Annotated in this window: 10 protein-coding genes; 8 read left to right on the forward strand and 2 right to left on the reverse strand. The window is 60.8% G+C overall.

Annotation, left to right across the window (positions count from 1 at the left end):
- Positions 1–192 precede the first annotated feature (192 nt).
- Positions 193–2,928 carry a S8 family peptidase gene (locus ABD837_RS04365; RefSeq protein ID WP_345050743.1) on the forward strand — a complete coding sequence of 912 codons (2,736 nt, stop codon included), beginning with the start codon at positions 193–195 and terminating at the stop codon, positions 2,926–2,928.
- Between the two features lie 202 nt (positions 2,929–3,130).
- The gene (locus ABD837_RS04370; RefSeq protein WP_345050745.1) at positions 3,131–3,688 is read left to right on the forward strand and encodes a transposase; all 558 of its coding nucleotides are present in this window, start codon (positions 3,131–3,133) and stop codon (positions 3,686–3,688) included.
- A 115-nt stretch (positions 3,689–3,803) separates the two neighbouring features.
- Here the strand turns inward: ABD837_RS04370 and ABD837_RS04375 are convergent, their stop codons facing one another.
- Entirely contained in the window at positions 3,804–9,296 is a 5,493-nt protein-coding gene (locus ABD837_RS04375; RefSeq protein ID WP_345050748.1) for an alpha-2-macroglobulin family protein, read from the reverse strand.
- Between the two features lie 312 nt (positions 9,297–9,608).
- Here ABD837_RS04375 and ABD837_RS04380 point away from each other — a divergent pair, with 312 nt between their 5' ends.
- Positions 9,609–10,472, forward strand: coding sequence for a M28 family peptidase (locus ABD837_RS04380; protein WP_345050750.1), 864 nt, complete (start codon positions 9,609–9,611; stop codon positions 10,470–10,472).
- A gap of 98 nt (positions 10,473–10,570) precedes the next feature.
- Here the strand turns inward: ABD837_RS04380 and ABD837_RS04385 are convergent, their stop codons facing one another.
- Complete coding sequence (locus ABD837_RS04385; RefSeq protein ID WP_345050753.1) at positions 10,571–11,266, reverse strand: HAD family hydrolase; 696 nt, start codon at positions 11,264–11,266, stop codon at positions 10,571–10,573.
- A 141-nt stretch (positions 11,267–11,407) separates the two neighbouring features.
- Here ABD837_RS04385 and ABD837_RS04390 point away from each other — a divergent pair, with 141 nt between their 5' ends.
- The 5 genes from ABD837_RS04390 to ABD837_RS04410 all read left to right on the forward strand — a co-directional run bounded on the left by ABD837_RS04390 (position 11,408) and on the right by ABD837_RS04410 (position 17,236).
- Positions 11,408–12,034, forward strand: a complete 627-nt coding sequence (locus ABD837_RS04390) for a CatA-like O-acetyltransferase (protein WP_345050755.1) — start codon at positions 11,408–11,410, stop codon at positions 12,032–12,034.
- 83 nt (positions 12,035–12,117) lie between these two features.
- Positions 12,118–12,975 (forward strand): M28 family peptidase, encoded by an 858-nt coding sequence (locus tag ABD837_RS04395; protein ID WP_345050757.1) that lies wholly within the window; start codon positions 12,118–12,120, stop codon positions 12,973–12,975.
- A gap of 12 nt (positions 12,976–12,987) precedes the next feature.
- The gene (locus tag ABD837_RS04400; protein WP_345050760.1) at positions 12,988–13,893 is read left to right on the forward strand and encodes a LysR family transcriptional regulator; all 906 of its coding nucleotides are present in this window, start codon (positions 12,988–12,990) and stop codon (positions 13,891–13,893) included.
- 64 nt (positions 13,894–13,957) lie between these two features.
- Entirely contained in the window at positions 13,958–15,160 is a 1,203-nt protein-coding gene (locus tag ABD837_RS04405) for a threonine synthase (RefSeq protein ID WP_345050762.1), read from the forward strand.
- 177 nt (positions 15,161–15,337) lie between these two features.
- Positions 15,338–17,236, forward strand: a complete 1,899-nt coding sequence (locus ABD837_RS04410; RefSeq protein WP_345050764.1) for a polysaccharide deacetylase family protein — start codon at positions 15,338–15,340, stop codon at positions 17,234–17,236.
- Positions 17,237–17,239 lie beyond the last annotated feature (3 nt).

Genomic DNA, 17,239 nt, shown 5'->3' on the forward strand with positions numbered 1-17,239 from the left:
GTAAAAAAGCGATGAAAACCGAAATCCGATAAGCAAAACGACTCCGTAAATATTCCGGGTCTGGCAGCAGAGCAGCCCGGTGCCGTGGTTCTTCCGCTCCCGAGCGTTTTGGGATTTGCCCACCAGAACCATTGCCAGGACTGCTGCAAGCCTCTTTTTTCACCAATCCACTCCCTATTTTCAAACCGCTACATGAAAAACAAATTCTTAGCCACCTTGCTGGTGGTCGGCCTATCGGCCGGCGTTACTTACGGCCAGGCCGTTGTCGACCCCGAATTGCGCGCGGCCCTGGCGTCCAGCCCTACCGCCCAGGTGGTCGTTACGTTTAACGGCAGCGGCGCGCCGCAGCCCGCGCAGCTGGCTGCGTTGCAGCAAGTGGGCATCACCAAGGGCCTCACGTTTCAGGCCGTACCCGTGGCGGGCGTCATCGCCACCACCGCCCAGGTAGATGCTTTGGCGCAAAACCCGGCCGTGCGCTCGCTGTATGTGAATAAGCAGCTCGATTACTACAACTTCGACGACACCAACCTGACTGGCGTGAAGCGCCTGCGCACCGACCGCGAAACCACTACTCGCAACGGGGGAACTCCGGTTTCGGGCCGCGGCATTGGCGTGCTCATCAACGACAGCGGTGTGGATGGTACCCACGAAGACCTCAAACTGGGCTCACACCTGGTGCAGAACGTATTGGGTACCACCAACCTGAATGCTCAGAACAGCATGCTGCCCTTTACGCCCATCGAAGGCGTGCCGAACACCGACAACAACTCGGGCCACGGCACCCACTGCGCCGGCACCGTGGGTGGCAATGGTGCCCGGTCGGGCGGCAAGTACGAAGGCGTGGCGCCGGGCGCATCGCTGCTGGGCTATGGCTCAGGCGGGGCGCTGTTTGTGCTCGACGCCATCGGGGGCTTCGACTATGCCCTTTCGCACCAGTTTCAGTATAATATCCGCGTCATCAGCAATTCGTTTGGTTCCAGTGGCACCTTCAACCCCAACAGCCCCATTAACGTGGTGACGAAGAAGTGCTACGACCGCGGCATGGTGGTGGTATTCGCCGCCGGCAACTCCGGCCCCGGTGCCGATACCCACAACCCGTACGCCATAGCTCCCTGGGTTATTTCGGTGGGCGCCGGCGACCGCAACGGGCTGCTGGCTGGTTTCTCGTCGCGCGGCGTGAAAGGCCAGCAGGGCACCTTCGTCGTAGACGGCCAGACTTGGACGTTTAAGAACGAGCCCGTTATTACCGCTCCGGGTGTCGACGTGGTGTCGACCCGCGCCATTGCCCCGGTGGCTGCTTTGGGTACCCCCACCGATGTTGCCGTGCTCACGCCGGGCCAAGTGCCTTTCTACACGCACAGCAGCGGCACCAGCATGGCCACACCCCATGTGGCCGGCGTGGTGGCGCTTATCCTCGAAGCCCGGCCCTCACTGAGCCCGGCCCAGGTGAAAGACCTGCTCATGAACACCGCAACTAATATGCCTGGCCGCGAGTCGTGGGAAGTAGGCGCGGGCTACGTAAATGCCTTCGCAGCCGTGGACCAGGCCTTCCGCTCGCCGGCGTTTGGCAGCACCGTGAACGCCGCCCGCACTTTCAGCAGCAGCGTGAATTCGCTGGCTACCGACATTCCCTTCACCATCAACTTCGACCCGGCCCTGACGGCCAACAACCAGCGCACCTTCGCGGTGGGCGCGGGCACCAACAGCCTGCAGGTGAAGATTTCCTCGCCCGGCCTGCTGGGCGAAACCGGTAACCTCACCAACCTCGTGCTGCTCGACCCCAGCGGCAAGCGCTATAGCTCGGGCACGCCCGTTACGTTCACCCTGAGCACCGACCGCAGCGTGGCCGTGACCTCGCCCGTGGTGGGCACCTGGACGGTGCGCGTAGAAGGCGTGCGCGGCGTGGCCCTGCCCGAAACGGTGAATGGCAAAATCACGCTCCAATCGCCGGCTGGTACCACCAACCTAGCCGACATCGTGGGCCACCCCGCCGAAGCCGCCATCAAACTGGCCGTTACCGAGCGCCTCGTTGATGGCCTGAGCAAGGGCTTCCAGCCCGATGCTAACCTCACCCGCCTGCAGCTGGCCAATTACCTGCTCATGGGCCAGGGCATCCGTCAGTTTTTGCCCACCACCGGTGCCCGCACCTTCGCCGACGTTTCGAGCCTCGCCGACATCCTGCTCACCGAGTCGGTAGCCGCCCGCGGCGCCGCTCAGCGCGACCGGTTCCACCAGTACAACGGCGTGATGCTGCCCGCCGCCGGCGGCACCTTCGCCCCCAACGCCGGCGTGAACCGCGCCGCCCTGGCCTACTCGCTGGTGCAGAGCCTGGGCTTCCAGCCGCAGGCCCTGGCCCGCAATGGCCAGGCCGTAACGGTGAAAGTAAACGGCCAAAACATTCCGCTTGACGACGCCGCCACCATCCCGGCCGGCCTCGAAGGGTACGTGAGCGTGGCCCTCGAACTGAACCTCATCAACGCCTACTTCAGCCTCACGCAGGGGCCCTACGACCTGCAGCCCGTGCTACATGCTACCTTCAAGCCCGCGCAGGCCGTTACCCGCGCCGATTTTGCGGTCATCGTCACCCGCACTTTCGACCAGTACAACGCCCTGACGCAGCCCACCGCGGCCCGAACCGCTACTGCTGCCACCAGCCCCGCAGGCGTTGCGGCCTCGGCCGAAACCGTTGCCTACCCCAATCCCTTCAGCGGCAGCACTACCCTGAGCTACTACCTGAACCAGGAGGGTCCCGTGAGCGTGGAGGTGTACAACGCCCTCGGCCGTAAGGTGCAAACCCTGGTGGTGGGCACGGAAAGCGCCGGCCAGCACCAGGTGAAATTCGACGCCGGCAAGCTGGCCAGCGGCACCTACCTGCTCAAGGTAAAAACCGGCGAGTCGGTATCAACCAAGCGCGTGGTGCTGCAATAGCTCCAATCAACGCTTTAACAGAAAGCGGCCGGCTCGTAAGAGCCGGCCGTTTTTTTGTTATCCAGCAAACCGTCCGGGGTAGAGACGCATATTTGCGTCTCGTCGTTGAACGACCCGAATCGTACCGTTCGCCCGCCGCCGTTCACCGACGAGACGCAAATATGCGTCTCTACTCCGCCGTAATTCATTGTAAAATTGCGCGATGGACGACGATAAATATGGTGACCGTTTTCGCGTAGCTTCAGCCCGGTGGGCCGGATACGATTATAGCCAAAGCGGCGTGTATTTTGTGACCATTTGCACGCTAAACCGCGCCAGGTATTTTGGTGAAATCATCTTGCCAACTGGCATGTGGGAAGAAGCTGAATTGGCTCCCTCCGCGCAAGCTGGAATTGTACAGGAGTGCTGGCTGCAAATTCCAACCCGTTTTCCATTTGTAATGCTTGATGCCTTCGTTGTAATGCCCGACCATGTGCATGGTATTCTGATTTTTAACAAGCCAGATGATAAACGGCCTGCGTTGGACTATCAGAATTCCTTCGGGCCGCAACGTGAGAATCTAGCGGCGATTATTCGTGGATTTAAAGCGGCGGTTAGTTCAATTGTCAAGCAGCAAGGTTTAGAGTTCAGTTGGCAAAGCCGGTATCATGACCGGGTAGTTCGCGGTGACGTGGAGTTGAAAAAGATTCAGCAGTATATCGCCAACAATCCAGCGCGTTGGAAACACGAGCAGTTTGGTGAAGAAGGGCTATTCCGATGATGGGTATTGCACGAGGTAGAGACGCATAGTTGCGTCTCGTCGTTGAACGGCCGACTATGTAACGCCCGCATTGTTTGAACAACACCGTTCAACGACGAGACGCAACTATGCGTCTCTACTGCACCCGCACTACGCCGGCGCCGTTGTAGCTGTGGTATTCGGCGTTATACATCGCATCAGCATTCACCGGGCCCAGCTTGAACGTGCCTTTGCTTACGGCGCGACAGAGGTAGTAGAAAGATTTCGGTGAGCTAGTGGCCGTGGTGAACAGGTTAATGCGGTCGTCGCGCACGTCGAGGTAGTCGGGCGTGGCTGCATCCTTGGCCCAGGCCAGCTCCCGCAATGCGCCAATGCGCGGGTTCTCGATTTCGAGGCCGGCGGGTAGCAGGTCGGTGATGGCCACGTTCTTGATTTCGCCGGCGGCTTCACCCGCTTCGATGGTGATGCGCACCACCACCAAATCGTTCTGGCGGAAGCTGGGAGTTCCCAGCGGCACGCCGTCGCGGTTCAGGAACTGACGGCGCACTTTCAGGTAGGAATCCTCCTCGCGCACCTGGCCACCGGCCGAGATGCCCTCGGTTTCCCAGAAGTAGTAGAGGCTGCCCTTGCCAGCAGTGCGGATGCTGACGTTGCGGTTGGCCACGTTGCGCACGGTGAGGTCTTTGCCATCGAATTTACCGGCTGGTTTACCGTCGATAAACAAGCTGGCGGTGGCGGTGCTGCGGGCATTCTGGCGGGCCATTTTGCCCAGGGCCAGCAGGGCGAAGGCGCTTTCCTGGGTGCTGAGCCAGGGAGATGCCTTCATTTGGCGGCTGAGCTGGCGGGCGATGCTGGGGATTTGCGGGTTGTTGGGGTCGGTGCTCACCAGCGCGTTCAGGACCAGGCCCATGTCGCGGATGGGCGAGTAGAACGAGCCGTCGAGGGCACGCTTAGCGGCCCGCTCGCTGCCGAACCGGGTGGGCAGCATTTCACGGAAAGCGCGCTGGTTGCCGAGCAGGCTTTGGGTGCAGGCCAGCATAAACCGGGCATCTTCGGTGAGTAGGGGGCGGTTGGCGCGGTAGTAGTTCATCGCCACGGGGTCCTGGCGGCCGGCCAGGGCCAGCACGTAGAGCGAGTAGGCGATTTCCCGGCTGGCGATGATGCGCTGGCGGGCCAGGTTGTTCACGTCGAAGTACTGGTAGGGTTCGGTTTCGCGTTTTTTGAGGCGGAAGGCCAGGTATTTCAGGGTCTTGTCGAGGACCGACTTATTCACCGCGAAGCCGGCCTGCTGGGCTTCCTGCAGGAAGTGCGCGGCGTAGGCCGTGGCCCACCAGTTGTCGTAGTCGCCGCCGGGCCAGTAGCTCAGGCTGCCGTTGTAGAGCTGCATGCTCTCAATCTTGCGGATGGCTTCCTGCACGTGGTAGTTCGGATTATACCGCTGGGCTTTCGGTCCGGAGCCGGATTTCTGCTGCAGGGTAGCGGCCAAATCGCCGTAGTACAGCTGCGGGAAAGCGGCCGACACGGTTTGTTCCAGGCAGCCGTAGGGGTATTGCAGCAGGTAGCGCAAATCCTTACTGAACTCCGTGAGCGGCGAACGGCTCACCACCAGCCGGCTGGTCAGCGAGGAGGGGATGAAATCGGTTTTCAGGTTGAGCGGGAGCGTGGCCCCGCCGGCCACTACGCCGCTGCCGGTGCGCTTTTCGAGCGAGGCGGCGGGACGAACAGGCAAGTCGATAATCTCCGTGAATTTCTCACCCATTGCCGTTACAGAGGTAACGAGGCGGCTTTCGCCAATGCCAGCTGGGGCCAGCACCTGGAACATCACGCGGCGCTCGGCGTTGGGCGGCAACGTAATGTTTTGCGAACCAGCACTCAACAATCGAAGCTGCCCGGAAACCGCCACACCAGCTATGCCAGTCGTGTTTTTGTTGGTCGTATTCGTCAGCGTCACCGGCACATCAATCGTGTCGCCGGGGCTCATAAACCGGGGTAGGGCCGTCGAAATTACTACCGGGTCGGCCACCTTCATCGTGGCTTCGGCCGAGCCGAAAGCATCGTCCTTGTAGGCCACGGCCATGATGCGAAGCGCCCCGCTGAATTGCGGCACGCGCACCCGGTAGCGCACTTTACCGTCGCCGTCGGCGGTGAGGACGCCGCTCCATTTCGACACCAGTTTCACGCGACGGTTAGGCACGGGGTTGGTACGGCGGGCCATGTCGGCTGCGTCGCCACCGCTGCTGCTGGTGCCCAACTCGGGCAGCAGGAAGGGGTACACGTCGTAGGCCGACACTTCGAGGGCGCGCTTCTGGTAGAAGTAGGCGTGCGGGTCGGGCGTCTGGTAGTTTTTGAGCTGGAGAATGCCCTCGTCTACCACGGCTAGAGTAAGTTGGGCGCGGGGTGCGGTCGTGATTTCCACGGTTTGCCAGGTTTGGGAGCGGCTGGCGGCCGGCGCGGCAATGACCACGGCAAGGCGCGAATCGGTTTTCTCGACGGTGAGCGGCAGGAAGCCGCGGGCCACGGTGAGGGGCAGGCGGTCCTGGGCGGTGTGGGCGCGTACGGCCGTGGCGGTCACGTACACGTTGGGCACGTGCTCGCCCTTGATGGAGATTTTCACCTCGGCCGCCTTGCCGTCGGTGGTCACGTAGAAATGGTCGAGCACGTTGGCCCGCTCCACCGTTACCAGAATGCGGCCGGCGAAGGGCGATTTCAGCAGCAGGTGGGCCGTTTCGCCGGGCTCGTACTTGGGCTTGTCGGCCTCAATGGTTACCTCGCCCTCGTTGTTCACCTCGAAGGAATTGGCCTGCGTATCGCCGTAGCCATAGGCGTAAAACTGCTGCGTAACGTAGCTGGTAGCACCCGGCCGGCTGATTCTCACCTCGTATTCGCCCGAATAAACCGGCGTGAAGCTGAAGCTGGTTTCGCCCCCCACAGTGCGGCTCTGGCTCAGAACAACCTGGTCGCGCTGCTGCGAATTGTACACGTAGCGGCCACCCTGGCGCTCCAGTACGGTTTCCCAGAGCTTGCGCACCACCTTGATATCGGCCTGGGCCGACGTCGGCTTGCCAGTGGGGGTGAGGGCCAGCAGCTTCACGGTAAGGGCCTGCTTCGTGCTGATGAGGTCGGGCAGGTTGCCGATGCCGAACATGGTGGCCTGCGTCTGCACATCGAAGGTGGCGAGGCGGTTCACGGGGCGGCCGGTTTCGTCGAACACCGTGGCGAACGCCACGCCTTCCAGCGTGCCGAGGTCGCGGTAATCGGGCGCGGTATAGGTAGCAGTGCCATGGCCGGCAGCGTCGGTCATGCCCTCGCGCACGGTTTTCTCGAAGCGCGAGGTAAGGGCGCTTTCGCTGGATTCGCCGTCGTCGTTAGTGCTTTTGCGCCGCTCGCCGCTGTTGATGGTGAAGTTATAGTCGGGGTATTTCGGAGCCGAAAAAGACTTCTGCTTTAGCGAAAACTCGACCTCAAACTTGCGGTCGGCGGCGGGTGGGCCAAACAGGTTTACGGCGGTGATGTTGGCCGTCACGTCCTGGCCCGGTTTCAGCACCTTGGGGGCGGCCGTCACGGTCACCTTCATGCGGTCAGGAATGAATTCCTCCACGCTGATTTGGCGCGAATTCAATAGCACGTCGTTGCCGGTCAGCACCTCCATCGTGTAGAGGCCAGTCATGATGGTGGGCGGCAGAATGAAGCGGCTTTCGAAGCTGCCCGCCGCGCTCAGCTTCTGCTGCAAGCTGCTGTATTCTTTGCCGCTGGGCAGTAGCAGCCGAATCTTCAGGGGCAAGCCAGTAGGTGGGCTTTTCCAGTCTTCGGTTCGGATGACGGTATTGGTGCGCACCGTGTCGCCGGGGCGGTACAGGTTGCGGTCGCCGTACAAAAAGGCCTGGTAATGCGCGGCGTTGGAGGTCATCCCGCCCACTTCAAAGCGGGAGGTTTCAACCTGGCTTTTGGTCAGGTCCAGAAAGGAAAAGTCGGCATCCTTGGTGGCCGTAATCATGCCCAGCGTGAAGCGCTTCATGCTGGCGGCCGAGTCGAATTGCGCCACGCCGGCTTTATCGGTCGTGGTTGTGCCAATTACCTGGTTGTTCGAGCTAACCAAGTTCACCGTCACGCCGCTCAACGGCTCGGCCGTGCGGATGGAATTGGCGAACACCGTGGTGCCCGTTGCGCCCTGCTTCACAATCAGGCCCAAATCAGTCACGGCCACCAATCTGCTCACCTGCAGCCACTGCCGCTCGGTGTCCTGCACCCGAATGACGTACAGGCCCTTCATCGGTCCCTGAAATTCGAGGTCTTTCAGGTTGAGGTTGAGCAGGCGCATGCCGCCTTCCTTGGGTAGGCCATCGACTGAAATGGTGCGCTCAGAAAGCACGTTGCCAATGGTCTCGGTGTCGTAGTACTGGAAGCTGCGGTCGATGTAGTCGCCGTTTTCGTCGGTGTTAGACTCGCGGGGCTCGTCCTCGTCATACTCGGGGTAGCCGTACTGCTTTTCGCCCCGCATCAGCTGTTGAATGTTGTTGGCGTATACCTTGGCGATGGTCACCTTCACTTTGGCCACTTCGTTGATGCGCAGGCCCAGGTTGCGATTCCCCAGTGCATCGAGGTACATGGCTTTTTCGTTGCTAGTAAAGCTCAGGCTTGGCCGCTCAGTACCAAACGAAACGGCCTGGCTAAAGGCCTGATTCAAGCTGCCGCCTAACGAACCGCGCGTACCGGCCGCCAGCGAAATCTGGTAGGTTTTGCCCACCTCAAACCCGCCCCGTAGCGTGAAGCCGCTTTCCAGCGCCTCGACCGAAAATGCCACTGCCGGATTCACGGTGAGATTGGGCTGGATGTCGGCGGCGCTTACGGGCTGGTTGAGCAGCAGCGTCACCACCGGCAGGCCGTTGAGCAGCGAGCCGGTGAGCTCGCGCACTTCGAGTGTGCTTTGGTCGGGAATTTCGGCCTGGGCCGTTAGGGTTTTCTCGGTTGCCTTGGTGCCAGTGGCCGGGCGCAGGCCGGGGGCAATGTCAATCTGCACGGGCGAGCCTTGGCGCACATCCTGCATAAACGTGACGGCTACCACTGCGTCGGGCTCGGCCGAGTTTACTTCCACGGCCACGGGCTTGCCGTCCTGGGTCACCTTCAGGCGCGACTTCACATCCGAAGGCCGCACGGGGTAGTTGAACACGAGGTTGGCGCGCAACTCGGCCGTGCCCGCCGCCCGTTTGGAACTGCCATAAAACACCTGCGGCGCGGCCATGTCCAGGTACGGGGTATGAAATTTGGGCCGGTTCAGGGCCAGCTTCTGCTTGTCGCTGGGCAGCGTTTCGGGCCGCAGGTTGGCCGAGAACACGGTGCTGGGCCGGAAAGGCTCCAGCGGTGAGAACGTCAGCTCCCGGTCGCCGGTCCACTTGAACTTGCCGCGGATGTTGGGCGAAAACGTGACAAAGCGCGTCGTGTCCCAACGGTTTTGCTGGGCTTCGTCCACCACTTTTTCATCGAAGGTGAACACCAGATTGGAGTAGGGGTCAATTTCGTCGCCGTCGGTCTGGGCCATCTCGGTGGCTTGTTCCTGGGCAGTTTTTTTGGAGCACGACGAAGCAGCCAGCAGCAGGAGCAGCAGTGGCAGAAAGCGGTAACGAACCAGCATGGATTGGGGAAGTGGAAATGTAGCCGAAGGTAGCAGAAAAGCTCCAGCGTTGCGCGCTTCAACGATAGAAGAACCACAATATTTTATAGTTTAGTGCTGCTTGGCAGGAACCTCACCCCCAGCCCCTCTCCAAAAGAGAGGGGAGCCATGGTGTTTCAGTCTGCATATAATTCTGAGTAAACGTTGGTGTAAACGTCGGGCCTAATTAGCATCAGGCTCCCCTCGCTTTTGGAGAGGGGCCGGGGTTGAGGTTTCGTCACCCGCTGCCCGCAGGCCCGTATAGCTGGGCACCCTCATCAGCCCTACCCGCCCATGACTGCCGACCAGACCCGCCTCCACGCCGACGTGGCCTTCCTCACCAACCTGCAGCCGGCCCGCAACTGCCACAATCTCGGCTCGCTCAACAAAGCGGCCGACTACATCAAGGACTCGTTCCAGAAGCTGAATTGTGCCGTGATGGAGCAGCCCTTCAACGCCGATGGCCGGCTTTACCGCAACATCATAGCCTCCTTCGGTCCGCCCGATGCCGAGCGCATCATCATTGGGGCGCACTACGATGTGTGCGGCGACCAGCCCGGGGCCGACGACAACGCCAGCGCCGTGGCCGGCCTGCTCGAAACGGCGCGGTTGGTGCATCAGAATCAACCACCGCTGCGCCACCGCCTCGACTTTGTGGCCTACCCTAACGAAGAGCCGCCCTATTTCGCCACCCAGTACATGGGCAGCGCCGTGCACGCCAAGGCCCTCAACGCAGCCAATGTGCAGGTGCGCGCCATGCTGTGCTACGAAATGATAGGCTACTTCAGCGACGTTCCCGGCTCGCAAACTTTCCCCAACGAAGCCTTGGCGAAGTTGTACCCCAGCACCGGCAACTTCATTGTGGTGGTGGGCAAATCGGGCCAGGAGCAGTTCACCGAACACGTGCAGACCCTGATGAAGCCGCACGCCGGTACGCTGGACGTGCAACGCATCAACCTGCCCGAAAGCATGGGCCTGGCCGGCCTGTCCGACCACCGCAACTACTGGCACCACGGCTACAACGCCGTGATGATTAACGACACGTCGTTTCTGCGCAACCCCAACTACCACCTGAAATCAGACACCATTGACACGCTCGATTTCCCGCGCATGGCGCAAGTAGTGAATGGGGTATATGGAGCGTTGCTTGAGTTATAGCGCAACAGTAGCGCGGACTTTTAGTCCGCGTCTCCGCCGGAAACCCGACCGAAACCCGATGGCGTGAGGACGCGGACTAAAAGTCCGCGCTACTCCCGCTACCCCACCAGCTCCAACACTTCCCGCAGCCGCTCCACCGCCCGAAACTCCACCCCCGCCAGTAGCTCAGCGGATACATGCTCATGAATCCAGTTGGCGTGGTAGGGCACATGAATGGCCGGGAAACCCAGCTTTGCCACCGGCAGAATATCCGATTTCAATGAGTTGCCAATCATTACGAAGTTCTGGGGCGTGGCCCCGAGGCGGGCGAACAGGCGGCGATAAGTAGGCTCGTCTTTCTCGCTCACTATTTCGACGTGGTCGAAAAAGTCGCCTAGGCCGGAGCGGGCTATTTTGCTTTCCTGGTCTAGCAAATCACCTTTTGTGAGCACGAGCAGCCTATAGCCGCGCTGCTTGAATTCGGTGAGCACCTCCACCACGTCGGGCAGCGGCTCGATGGGGTAGCGCAACAAGTCCCGGCCCATATCCAGAATCTGCTGGATTTCACGGCCCACTACTGCGCCGCCCGAGAGCTGAATGGTGGTTTCTATCATCGACAGCATAAACGACTTGGCTCCGTAACCGAACAGCTGCATGTTGGCGCGCTGCACCTCGTAGAGCCGGGCATTGATGGTGGCTTCGTCGGTGTACGGCGCCAGAATCCGCAGCAGCTGCGCTTCAACCTGGTCGTAGTGCGGCTGGTTGGTCCAGAGCGTATCGTCGGCGTCGAAGGCAATAATGGTTTGCGTGGGCATGGGGTAGGGGCGGGGCTTGCCCCCACCCGTCGTAAAACGGAATCGTTGTGACGGTGCGAACGGCGGGCGGGCACAAGCCTATGGGGTAGACCCCGTCCCTACATCCGGCGAACACTGCAAAGCTACCGACCTTTGCCGGCCATGAAGCACCTGATTGACCTCGAAACCTGGCCCCGCCGCGAGCATTTTGCCTTCTTCTCGGCCTTCGAAGAGCCGTTTTTCGGCCTCACGGCCAACGTCGACTGCACGGCGGCAATGGCCGAAGCCAAGCGGCTGGGCGTGTCGTTCTTCCTCTACTACCTCTACCATGCGCTGGAAGCAGCCAATGAAGTCGAAGCCTTCCGTTACCGCATCGATAACGGCCAGGTGTATTGCTACGACCGCATTCACGCCTCCGCCACCCTCGGCCGGCCCGACCACACCTTCGCCTTCTCCTTCATCGAGCAGCGTGATACGCTGGCTGGCTTCATCGCTGGCGCCGAAGCTGAAATCGCGGCCGTGCAGGCCAGCACCGGCCTGCGCCTCTCCGATACCACCGGCCGGCCCGATACCGTGCACTGCTCGGCCCTGCCGTGGGTGCGCTTCACCAGCTTGTCGCACGCCCGCAGCTTTACGTACCCCGACAGCTGCCCAAAACTCTCCTTCGGCCAGGTTTTTCAGGAAGGCGACACGCTGCAAATGCCAGTATCGGTGCACCTGCACCACGGGCTGGGCGACGGCTACCACGTGGGCCTTTTCTTGGCTGCGTTTCAGCGGCGGCTGGGATAAGGGGAACAGCCATTCTGAGTATCCATTCTTACTTGCCAATTTGTTCAGGCCTTATTTGCCGGCTCATCCCAACCTCTTCCACTATGCCCGCCAGCCAAACCCGTCTCTACGACGATGTGGCCTTTCTGACCAGTCTTCAACCGGCTCGAAACTACCTCAACCTCGAATCCCTGAACCGGGCGGCCGACTACATCAAGACCGAATTTGAGAAACTGAGCGGCTTGGTGCTGGAGCAGGCATTTGAAGCAGATGGCCGACGCTACCGCAACATCATCGCCTCCTTTGGCCCGCCCGAGGCGGCGCGCATCATTATCGGGGCGCACTACGATGTAGACGGCGACCAGCCCGGTGCCGACGACAATGCCAGTGCCGTAGCTGGCTTGCTCGAAACTGCCCGCTTGCTGCACCAGCTCCCGTTGAAATACCGGTTCGATTTCGTAGCCTACCCCAATGAGGAGCAGCCCTACGCCGCCACCGAATACATGGGCAGCGCCGTACATGCCAAATCCTTGCATAAGGCTGGTACGGCGGTGCGCGCGATGGTCTGCTATGAAATGATTGGCTATTTCAGCGACCTGCCCGGTTCACAGCAATTCCCCGATGAAGCGCTGGCCCTGCTCTACCCTCAAGTAGGTGATTTTATTATTGTATTGGGCAAAATGGGGCAGGAGCCCTTCACTTACCACATGCAGCAGCACATGCAGGCCCACGCTGGCAGCCTCAACGTGCAACAAATCAGCTTGCCCGAAAGCATGCCCCTGGCTAAGCTCTCCGACCATCGTAACTATTGGACCTACGGCTACGATGCCGTGATGATTAGTGACACGTCCTTCCTGCGCAATCCCCATTATCACAAGCCCACCGATACCATCGACACGCTGGACTTTAGGCGCATGGCCCAAGTGGTGGATGGGGTGCTGGGGGCTGTGCTGGCGTTGTAACATTGTCGCGTTATGCTGTCTCACCCGCACGAAGTCTTTCTCGAAGTAGCTCAGCGGCTAAGCTTCACCAAAGCCAGCCAGGCCTTGTTCACCAGCCAGTCGGCCGTGAGCAAGCAGGTGAAGGCCCTGGAAGAGCACTACAAAACCGGCCTGTTCGAGCGCCTTGGTAGCACCATTCAGCTCACACCGGCTGGCCGCAAGCTCTACGAAAAGCTGCTGCAGGCCAAGCAGCTGCAGCAGGAGCTGCACCAGGAAATGAACGCGCTGAGCCCCGACTTTGCGCCCAGCCAGCACCTCATCATTGGGGCCAGCACCACCATTTCGCTCTACGTGCTGCCCCCGGTAGTATCGGCCTACCTGCGCCTGCATCCCAACCGCCAGCTCAGCCTCAAAAACCGGAACTCCGATAACATTTTACGCGCTTTGCTCGACCACGAAATCGAGTTGGGCATCATCGAAGGCATCCACAAGGTGAGCAATGTGACCTACACACCCCTGCTTACTGATGACGTAGTAGCCGTGTGTGCCGCCAATAACCCGCTGGAGAAGCGCACTCTCGAAGTTCACGACCTGCTCACCACGCCGCTGGCCCTACGCGAGGCCGGCTCGGGCACGCTGGCCGTGCTCGAAGAAGCCCTGGCCCGGCACCGCATCAAGCTGGCCGCCTTGCCAGTGCGCGTGCGCCTGGGTGGCACCGAGGCCCTGAAAAACTTTGTGCGGGTAGATACCTGCCTGGCTTTCCTGCCCCGGCAGGCGGTAGTGAAAGAGTTGGCCTCGGGGGAGTTCTCAGAAGTGAAAATCAAGGGGTTTTCACTGAAACGCGAGTTTAACTTTATCCAGCGCAAGGGAACCGAGAACAATGCGCCCTACAAGGATTTTCTGCAATTCACGCGGCGCTACTATTCCGGTAAGGCATAGGCTATTCCAAAATCCTATCCCAAATGGGCATACCTGCGGTGAAGCACCTACGTACTTTACCCCCATGAAACTCGTCGCCTCCGAATCCATTTCCCGCTTGGCTGGGCTGCACTGCTCCACCTGCGGCACCGAATATTCCGCCTTCGATTTGCAACGGGTTTCGGCCTGCTGCAGCCTGCCGCTGGTGGCCAATTATGAACTGCGGGAGCCGCTGAGCCGTAGCGTAATCGACACCGCTGACGCCTCGATGTGGCGCTATGGCGCGCTGCTGCCGCTGCTGCACGAAGAAAACAAAGTCACGCTCGGCGAGGGCCTCACGCCGCTGCTGCGCTTGCCGCGCCTGGCTGCCCGCTACGACTTGGCCAATCTGCTCCTCAAGGATGAAGGCCAGAACCCCACCGGTTCCTTCAAGGCACGCGGCCTGAGCATGGCTATATCCAAAGCCAAGGAATTGGGAGTGGAAGGCTGCATCATTCCCACGGCCGGCAACGCGGGCGTGGCCCTGGCGGCCTATTGCGCCCGCGCCGGCCTAAAAGCCGTGGTGGTGATGCCGCGCCACACGCCCACTGCCTTCAAAGAGGAGTGTTACTGGTATGGGGCCGAGGTAGAGTTGGTTGATGGCCTCATCAGCGACTGCGGGGCCCGCGTACGTCAGCGCAATGCTAACGGCGCCCTGCTCGACATCTCGACCTTGAAAGAGCCCTACCGCCTCGAAGGCAAGAAAACCATGGGCTACGAAATTGCCGAACAGCTGGGCTGGACGCTGCCCGATGTGCTGCTCTACCCCGCCGGCGGCGGCACGGGCCTCATCGGCATCTGGAAAGCTTTCCAGGAAATGAAGCAACTCGGCTGGTTGGCACCTGATGTGAAACTGCCCCGCATGGTGGCCGTGCAAGCCGAAAACTGCTGCCCGCTGCTCGAAACCTACGAAGGCCGCCAGCCCAACTGCCACGCCTACCAGGGCCGCGCCACGCTGGCCAACGGCCTGGCCGTACCCCACCCACTGGGCGAAAGCATGATGCTGCGCGTCCTGCACGAATCGAACGGCACCGTGGTAAGCGTGAGCGAAGAAGGCATGCTCGCTGGCATGCGCGACCTCGGCCAGCACGAAGGCCTGTTCGTGGCCCCCGAAGGCGGCGCGGTGTGGACGGCGGCCCGCCAGCTGCTGGCCACCGGCGAAATTCAGCCCCACGAAAACATCCTGCTCCTGAACACCGGCAACGGGCAGAAATACATGGACAACGTGGCCGGCCGCGCGCACGCGTAGGGAGTTGGGAGAACAAATCAGAGAACGTCATGCTGAGCGCAGCCGAAGCATCTCTACCGCAGTAGTAAATCCTGTCGATTGGATTACTACTGCGGTAGAGATGTTTCGGCGAGCTCAGCATGACGTTCTACTGTGCTCCTGTGCCCGCAACCTTCGGCCCGGCAATACCTTTGCCCCATGCGCATTCTCCACGTTCTTTCGGCTGAATTCTTTGCGGGCTCGGTGGCCTACGCTGTGCAGCTGGCCGAGGCCCACCGCGCGCAGGGCCACCAGGTGTGGATAGTTGCCGATGCCGACCCGCTGCCCACCGGGGCCACGCTGGTGTGGGCGGGCATTAGCAACCGCAGCTATCGGCAGCGGCTGCGCAACGCGCGCATTATCCGGCGGGTCGTGAAGAATGAGCAAATTGACGTGGTGCACTGCCACTCGCGGGCCGCCAGCTGGGTAAGCTACTTTGCGCTACGCGGGCTGAAAGTGCCCCTGGTGAGCACCGTGCACGGCCGCCAGCACCTGCATACGTCTACCTCGCTGCTCGATGTGTACGGCGACAAGGTTATTGCCATTTGCGATAACCTGCGCGAGCATCTCATCACGGAGGTGAAAATGGCGGCGGCCAAAATCGCGGCCATTCCCAACGGAATCGCCTTCGGCAATGAGCAATTAAGCATGAAGAATGAAGAATCAGCGGGTACTTTAGCCGATGACAATTCTTCATTCCTCATTCCTCATTCCTTGTTAAGCGAGCCGCTAAGACTCGCGTTTATTGGGCGTTTCAATGGGGGCAAAGGTGAGCGGGTCGCCGATTTATTAGAGCAGGTGTTTCCAGCGCTTCTCGCCGAGTTCCCCACGTTAGAGCTGGCATTTATTGGTGGCGAGTGGGATAGCCTCCCAGCGCGTGGGAAACAAGCTTTTGCCGCACTACAAGAAGAGTATGGCAGTGCCATTAATTTGGTCGGCTTCACCCATGACGTCCCCGGATGGTTGGCCCGCACTACGCTCGTAATTGGCGCCGGCCGCGTGGCTATTGAGGCAATCGGGGCGGGCCGGCCGGTGCTGGCCCTGGGCGAGGCCAGCTACGAAGGGCTCGTTACGGAAGAAGCTTTTGCGGCGGCCGCTGCTTCCAATTTCGGCGATATCTCGGCGCGGCAGGCCAGCACGAAAGTCGATTTTGCGGCAGTCCTGGCCGACGCGAGGGCTTTTCTGCAAACGCCAAAAACGGTTTCGGCCGCATTGCAGCAGCAGGTGCGGGCGCACTACAACATAGCCACAGTAGCTGCGCGGGTGCTCGAAACCTACCAGGCCGCCCGCATGCAAAAGGCGGGCATCGGCTACATCCCGGTACTCATGTACCATAAAATCCCCGACGCGCCGCTCGCTACCAAACACCAGATTTACGTCACGAAAGAGAATTTTGAAAAGCACCTGGCCTATTTCAAACAGCGGAAGCTGACGCCCATCACCTTCGCCGATTACCTGAAGTACGCCAGCGGTGAGCTGCCGCTGAATGAGTTTCCAGCCCGGCCCCTCATCCTCACCTTCGACGACGGCTACACCGACAACCACACCAACCTGCTGCCCCTGATGCAGCGCTACGGCTACCGGGGCGTGCTCTACCTGCTGGGTGATTTCGGGGTGCGCCACAACCAGTGGGACCTGGCCACCGACCCCACCGAGCCGCGCGCCGATATTATGAACCCCGAGCAGAAGCTGGCGTTCGTGGCCGCCGGTTGGGAAATCGGAGCCCACACCCAGAGCCACCCGCGCCTTAGCACCTTGCCGTTGCGCGAGGCTACCGCCGAAATCCGGCAAAGCAAAGCCGCGCTCGAAACCGCGCTGCACACGGAAATCGTGAGCTTCGCCTACCCCTACGGCGACCTGAACGACGCCGTGAAAAACGCGGTGCGCGAAGCTGGCTTCGCCCTCGGCGTGGCCACCGACACGGGCGGCCTCACCATTGAAGAGGACCGCATGCAGGTATTTCGGGTGAACATGTTTCCGAACGAGTCGACCAGCAGCCTCTTCAAGAAGACTTCGCCCTGGTACCGTAAATACTACCGCTGGAAACGGGGCAAATAGGCG

Source organism: Hymenobacter glaciei, assembly GCF_039539585.1.
Lineage (GTDB): Bacteria > Bacteroidota > Bacteroidia > Cytophagales > Hymenobacteraceae > Hymenobacter > Hymenobacter glaciei.

Excerpts from the sequence above, each read along its gene's own strand:
- ABD837_RS04365 (WP_345050743.1), top strand. The coding sequence starts at position 193 with ATGAAAAACAAATTCTTAGCCACCTTGCTGGTGGTCGGCCTATCGGCC.
- ABD837_RS04370 (WP_345050745.1), top strand. The coding sequence starts at position 3,131 with ATGGACGACGATAAATATGGTGACCGTTTTCGCGTAGCTTCAGCCCGG.
- ABD837_RS04375 (WP_345050748.1), bottom strand. The coding sequence starts at position 9,296 with ATGCTGGTTCGTTACCGCTTTCTGCCACTGCTGCTCCTGCTGCTGGCT.
- ABD837_RS04380 (WP_345050750.1), top strand. The coding sequence starts at position 9,609 with ATGACTGCCGACCAGACCCGCCTCCACGCCGACGTGGCCTTCCTCACC.
- ABD837_RS04385 (WP_345050753.1), bottom strand. The coding sequence starts at position 11,266 with ATGCCCACGCAAACCATTATTGCCTTCGACGCCGACGATACGCTCTGG.
- ABD837_RS04390 (WP_345050755.1), top strand. The coding sequence starts at position 11,408 with ATGAAGCACCTGATTGACCTCGAAACCTGGCCCCGCCGCGAGCATTTT.
- ABD837_RS04395 (WP_345050757.1), top strand. The coding sequence starts at position 12,118 with ATGCCCGCCAGCCAAACCCGTCTCTACGACGATGTGGCCTTTCTGACC.
- ABD837_RS04400 (WP_345050760.1), top strand. The coding sequence starts at position 12,988 with ATGCTGTCTCACCCGCACGAAGTCTTTCTCGAAGTAGCTCAGCGGCTA.
- ABD837_RS04405 (WP_345050762.1), top strand. The coding sequence starts at position 13,958 with ATGAAACTCGTCGCCTCCGAATCCATTTCCCGCTTGGCTGGGCTGCAC.
- ABD837_RS04410 (WP_345050764.1), top strand. The coding sequence starts at position 15,338 with ATGCGCATTCTCCACGTTCTTTCGGCTGAATTCTTTGCGGGCTCGGTG.